The sequence below is a fragment of the Xanthovirga aplysinae genome (genome assembly GCF_009711365.1).
GTDB classification, from domain to species: domain Bacteria; phylum Bacteroidota; class Bacteroidia; order Cytophagales; family Cyclobacteriaceae; genus Xanthovirga; species Xanthovirga aplysinae.
The window spans coordinates 1-6,002 of the sequence record NZ_SMMB01000973.1 but is presented as its reverse complement, the minus strand read 5'-3'; the positions used below and the strand labels follow the sequence as shown (position 1 = coordinate 6,002).

General features: G+C 37.3%; 5 protein-coding genes and 1 pseudogene. 1 reads left to right on the top strand and 5 read right to left on the bottom strand.

The features are described 5' to 3' along the window. Positions 1-142 (top strand): membrane protein insertion efficiency factor YidD (yidD, locus tag E1171_RS09365; protein ID WP_155205742.1); only part of this gene is annotated, 142 nt, incomplete at its 5' end. Between the two features lie 52 nt (positions 143-194). Here yidD and E1171_RS09360 read toward each other — a convergent pair. From E1171_RS09360 to E1171_RS09340, 5 genes and pseudogenes are all read right to left on the bottom strand, one after another. Continuing rightward, the gene (locus E1171_RS09360; RefSeq protein ID WP_155205741.1) at positions 195-1,343 is read right to left on the bottom strand and encodes a prolipoprotein diacylglyceryl transferase; all 1,149 of its coding nucleotides are present in this window, start codon (positions 1,341-1,343) and stop codon (positions 195-197) included. A 370-nt stretch (positions 1,344-1,713) separates the two neighbouring features. After that, positions 1,714-3,597 (bottom strand): NAD(+) synthase, encoded by a 1,884-nt coding sequence (nadE, locus tag E1171_RS09355; RefSeq protein ID WP_155205740.1) that lies wholly within the window; start codon positions 3,595-3,597, stop codon positions 1,714-1,716. Between the two features lie 152 nt (positions 3,598-3,749). Further along, positions 3,750-4,493, bottom strand: coding sequence for a ribonuclease III (rnc, locus tag E1171_RS09350; RefSeq protein WP_187696364.1), 744 nt, complete (start codon positions 4,491-4,493; stop codon positions 3,750-3,752). A gap of 6 nt (positions 4,494-4,499) precedes the next feature. Further along, positions 4,500-5,745, bottom strand: a pseudogene (gene fabF / locus E1171_RS09345) (beta-ketoacyl-ACP synthase II). Between the two features lie 30 nt (positions 5,746-5,775). Then, a partial coding sequence (locus tag E1171_RS09340; RefSeq protein WP_155205739.1) for an acyl carrier protein occupies positions 5,776-6,002 on the bottom strand: 227 nt, incomplete at its 5' end.

Sequence of the window (6,002 nt, the reverse complement as noted above, 5' to 3'; positions counted from 1 at the left end):
TTGTCGATACACTCCAACGTGTTCACAATATACTAAAGAGGCTATTTTGAAGCACGGGGTTTTAAAAGGGGGATTATTGGGCATTAAACGGATATTACGATGTCATCCTTGGGGTGGAAACGGATATGATCCAGTACCTTAATTTTATATAAAAGGCAGCTTGGAAAAGCTGCCTTTTATTATTCAATTGATTTTCAGGATTTAATGTCGGGCTCTTTTTTAACCGCCCTTAAAACAAGGAAGATTCCTGCAATTACCAATGGTATACTAAGCCATTGCCCCATATTTAAAGGCAGGTTGTTTTCAAAGGCCACCTGGTTTTCTTTCAGAAATTCATAGAAAAATCTAAGACCAAAGATGTAAATTAGGAATATACCAAGAAGTAGTCCTTGCGGTAAATCTTTTCTTTTACGGTTCCATGCGGCGAATAAAATAAAGAATAAGAGTAGACAGGATAGGGATTCATATAACTGGGCAGCATGTCTAACAATCCCATAAACTTTGAGGTTGGCTACGATTTGTCCTTGATTGTTTCGGGAAAGAGAATACTCCAAGGATTGATTTGGATCTATGGTAAGATTTTCTGTTATGTAGTTTTCTTCTTTAAACCAATTGCTGACTCTGTCATCCAAATAATTTTTTACGTCCTTTTCAGTATATTTAGGGTCGGCAAAAGTTGCTTTGAGCGTAAGTGGAACAAGGTTTTTTTCTGTTGAAAGAGGAGATGTTGTTAAATCATTCTTTTGATTTGAACTCTTTTGTCCTTTGTTTTCCTCTACTTCTACACTTTCAATAGCTCCTCTGCTAAAGTACTCCAGACCTTGGGCTGAACTTCTTGTAAATACCACGCCATAATTGCTATCCGTTGGTTTTCCAAGAATTTCAGAATTCATGAAATTTCCCATTCGGATAAAAAACCCTGCAAGGGCTACGATTATCACAATTCTGTCCAAAGTCCACAAATAGGTTTGGCCTTTTTTCTTGTTTTTTCTACAGTATAGATAGATAGCGAATAGAATTCCTGCTGCCGCACCGTGACTGGCAAGTCCACCTTCCCAAATTTTGAAGATGTCAAGTGGATGGGGTAGGTATTTTTCGGGCTCATAAAATAATACATGACCTAACCTGGCACCAATGACTGTAGCCAGGACCATGTAAACAGTTAGTTTTTCTACATCCTTTTCAGGTTGTCCCTCTTTTTTAAATATGTGAAAAAAGATTTGTTGCCCAAATAAAAAAGCCAAGGCAAATAATAATCCGTACCAACGAACAGCATGATCCAAACCTGGAATAGTAAATAAATCAGGGTTGAAATCCCATAAAATATAATTGAAAAGTGTCATCTTAAAAAAAGTGATTACGAATTAAGAGTTAGAAATTACGAAAGTAAAAATGCAATGGGAAAAAGGTAACTTGCAATTTTCTAGAAGCCAATAAATCTAAAAAACAGATTTTTGCTTTATCATTCGTAATACAATTAAATATAATGGTTTTTAAAAGTTATTTGTTGTATGTCCTATATTTAAATATAAAAAGCTATACGGAATTAATTCCAATTAGGATTTCCTAAAATATTTACGAATAGATAATTAATTAAAGGTCTTCCTAATTTGAATTTAGACGCCTAAAAATATATAATTAAATAAGAAGTAGAGAATAATAAAGAAGAAAAAAGTGTCAAAGTGGAAAAAGACAGTAAGTGTTTTTTCACTACTATTCTTCATTATTCATGAGTTCCTTCAACTCCTCTTGAAAACTTCCCGATAAAATGGGGAATCGACACCAGGTTCTCGGGTCTACATTATAATCATCCAAATGAAAAGATGGTGCAAAACGCTCACGTTTCCATTGATTTCGGGACCAAAGCTTATAAAAGCGGCTAATATGTTCTTTTAAAAGAGCTTCTGGTTCAATTTGAAGGGCATTTAAAGTTTCAAAAACTTCAATAGGGGAGCGGTGTTTTCTGATAGCCAGTTTCTCAATGGCTACAAGGATAGCATAAGGCATTAAATCATCCTCATCCGTTTGTTCTTTATCCAGAGGCCTAAGCTCTGCACTTGGTTGCAAATTGTTTACTAATTTTAGTCCCTTGTAATGAAGTGTTTTTTCTGCCCACTGTAACCAATTCAGTACAAAATATTTGTCCACAGCTCCAATTGGGGCAATACTTCCGCTGGTGTCTCCATCCATGGTAGCATAGCCAACGTCTCCCTCACTGCGATTGGAGGTCGTCAGCAAAAGGGCATTTTTGATGTTGGTAAGCATCCAAATAATGGGGGACCGAGCTCTGGCCTGAATGTTTTGAAGGGCGAGATCATCTGTGGTCCATTCTAATTCCCTTCCGATGGCTTTTTCAATTTTGTGGGTGTAAGAACTTACTTCCTCATCAATAATCCAGGAATGAAAACTGGCTCCTAGGGAATCAGCCAGTTCTTTAGCAGCATTAAAGGTATTGAAAGAAGAGTTTTTTGTCCCTTGATAGGCACAGGTTATAAACTTTGAAACAATCTTTTTATTACCATTTTCTGTTGAAGAACCTTTAATGAATTTTTTCAAATCAGTCATACCTGATTTTTCCAGAAACTTATCTATTCCTAATTCCTCTATTCCCCTTCGAACCATTTCTGCTACTAGCACAGCACAACATGAAGAATCCGCGCCCCCACTAAGTGAAAGTACAAAACCTTTGCTATGGCTCTTTCGCATATAATCGAATAAAGCCAAGGATGAAGCCTTAGCAAACTCAGTGTTTTTGTCTTTTGGATCTTGATCAGGTGCTGCTATGGTCTTTTCAGGTTGAGAAAAGTTAATGTCGGCATAGACTATACGAAAATTCTGGAAGGATAACCTTGTATCACGCCTTATTAGTCGACCATTTTGAGCAATGATCAAATCTCCATCATAGACCATTCTTCCTGCCTCGTTCCCTAAAAGATTGGCAAAAACATAAGTGCACTGATAATCTTCAGAGCTATCTATGACTAATTTTTCTCGGAGTTCTGATTTACCAAAGGCAAAATGACTAGCACTTGAATTTAAAATCAGTTCAACTTCTTTGTGGTGAAAGTGGCAAGCTGGCCTTTCCTCTTTTCCTTTCCAGGCATCTTCACAGATCTCAAAAGCTACCTTAGTACCCTTAATTTCGTAAATCAAATCCCCAAAAGGATAAGAGTTTCCATTAATCTGGACTGTGGTGGATTCCTGGGCGGTCCATGGAGTAAACCAACGGGGTTCATAGTGCACTCCCTCATTGGCTAAATATTGTTTTGCGGTAAAACCCTGAATTTCTCTGTCAAAGATCAGGCAATTGCAATTGTAAAGTTTGTTTTTAAACCTGAAGGGAAGTCCCAGACTTACGGCAATACCTTGACATTCTTCTTTGATTTCAAGTAATGTTTGAAGGGCTTTTTGGGGCAACCAATCACTTAAAAATAAATCTTCGCATCCGTAAGCAGTGATACATAATTCAGGAAAACAAAGGATATCTACTTTTTCTTCCTTTGCTTTTTTTATGGCTTGCCGTAAATTATTTTGGTTCTCTTCCCAATTAAGAGGAGTTTGGTTGACTGTTGCGGCTGCAATCTTTAACACCTTCATGATCAAAAATGCTAGAAAATTTCGAAATAATAATTAGGAGCTTATAAGCCTATAAAAAGCCTTGATATTTGAGCGTTTTTATTAAACTTATGAGGCACCACCAAATTATTCCTAAGATTGTTTAAAATTAAAACAAAAAAATAGGTAAATGCTTAAATGATTTTTAGTTTATCACAGGATTTTTGAGCAGCGGCTTGCTCCGCTTTCTTTTTACTTAAACCTGTTCCTTTACTGATAGGACTACCATCTAATAATACCTGGGCTGTAAATTCTTTGAAATGCTTTTTATTTTTGACTTCAAGAATTTCAAATTGCAATTCATGACTTTCTTTCTGGGCCCACTCAATAATTTTACTTTTGTAATTAGTGGTAGTTTTTATTAGCTCATTAATATTGTAATGAGGACCTACCAATTTTCTCAGTATAAAGCGTTTACAGAATTTAAAGCCCCTATCCAAATAGACAGCACCAACCAGCGCCTCCAGGGTATCTCCATGAATAGATTTATGGGAAAGGACGTTTTTTCGATTGATGTCTACTTCAATGAGTTTGTCTAAGCCAATTTTTCGGGCCAATCCATTTAAGGATTCTCTATTTACAATCCGAGAGCGGATCTCTGTTAGGAAACCCTCATCCTTATAGGGGAATTTTTTGAAAAGATATTCGGCTACTACAGCGCCTAGAATGGCATCACCTAAATATTCCAGGCGTTCATTGGATTCTTTTACTCCTTTGGCACTCTCTTTAGCCACGGAAGTGTGCTGGGTCACCAATTGGTAAAGAGCCAAATTAAAAGGCTTACTACCCACAATCGTTTGAATTGCCGTAATAAGCCTTTTATCTTTTTCAGAATGCCTTTGTTTTAAAGCGGTTATTCTTCTGAAAAAATTGTACACTTTTTCTTAAATTTTTCTAAATACAACTGAAGCATTATGGCCACCAAAACCAAAGGTATTACTAATGGCAACTTCAATTGTTCTTTGCTGAGCTTTATTAAATGTAAAATTCAGCTTAGGATCAAAACTTTCATCATCTGTAAAGTGATTGATGGTTGGAGGAACTGTTCCATTTTCCATAGCTAATATAGAAGCAATGGCTTCAATTGCTCCGGCAGCACCTAATAAATGCCCCGTCATCGACTTGGTAGAACTAATGTTTAGATCATAAGCGCTCTCACCAAAAAGATTCTGAATAGCTTGTACTTCACTAACATCTCCCAGTGGGGTAGATGTTCCATGAACATTAATGTAATCCACTTCTTCAGGTTTAATTTTGGCGTCATCCAATGCATTTTTCATTACATTGTAAGCACCTAAACCTTCCGGATGTGGAGCAGTCATGTGAAAAGCATCAGCAGACATGCCGGTGCCTATTATCTCAGCGTAGATATGCGCTCCTCTTGCTTTGGCATGTTCATATTCTTCAAGAACAAGCGCCCCAGCACCTTCTCCCAATACAAAACCATTTCGGTCCTTGTCAAATGGTCTAGAGGCTGTTTCGGGAGCATCATTCCTTGTGGACAAAGCTTTTAAAGCATTAAACCCTCCAATTCCCGCTTCGGTCACTGCAGCCTCAGATCCTCCTGTCATTATGATATCTGCTTTACCTAATTGAATATAGGCAGTAGCGTCAATAATGGCATTGGTGGAAGAAGCACAGGCAGACACCGTGGCAAAGTTAGGACCCCTAAATCCATATTTAATCGAAATATGACCAGCTGCCAATGTCAGCAATCATTTTTGGGATAAAAAATGGATTAAAGCGAGGTATTCCATTACCAGAGGAAAAGTCGGAGACTTCATCCTGGAAGGATTTAAGCCCACCAATCCCTGATCCCCAAATTACTCCGGCACGATCATGATTAATGGTTTCCAGGTTGAGTTGTGAATTTTTAAAAGCTTCGTCAACAGCAACCATTGCATATTGAGAAAAAAGATCCATTTTTCTCGCTTCTTTCCGATCCAAATGGTCTAATGGATTAAAATCCTTGACCTCACATGCAAATTTCGTCTTGAAATTCTCAGTATCGAACTTTGTAATGGGTGCGGCTCCACTTACTCCATTAGATAATCCTTCCCAATATTCTTTGGCAGTATTTCCAATAGGTGTAAGTGCGCCTAAACCCGTAACTACAACTCTTTTTAGCATAAAAGGAGCTTAAGTAAATCTAGTTTTTTCTTATTTTACATTCTCTTCCAGGTATTTCACTGCTTCACCTACTGTAGCAATGTTTTCTGCCTGGTCGTCTGGAATAGAAACATTGAATTCCTTCTCAAATTCCATGATAAGCTCAACAGTATCTAACGAATCTGCACCCAAATCATTAGTAAAGCTAGCTTCTGGAGTAACTTCAGACTCTTCAACGCCTAATTTATCAATGATGATTTCTATTACCTTTTCTTTTA

Bases quoted from the DNA above. Each gene is read 5' to 3' on its own strand.
- E1171_RS09360 (WP_155205741.1), bottom strand. From the start codon at position 1,343: ATGACACTTTTCAATTATATTTTATGGGATTTCAACCCTGATTTATTT.
- nadE (WP_155205740.1), bottom strand. From the start codon at position 3,597: ATGAAGGTGTTAAAGATTGCAGCCGCAACAGTCAACCAAACTCCTCTT.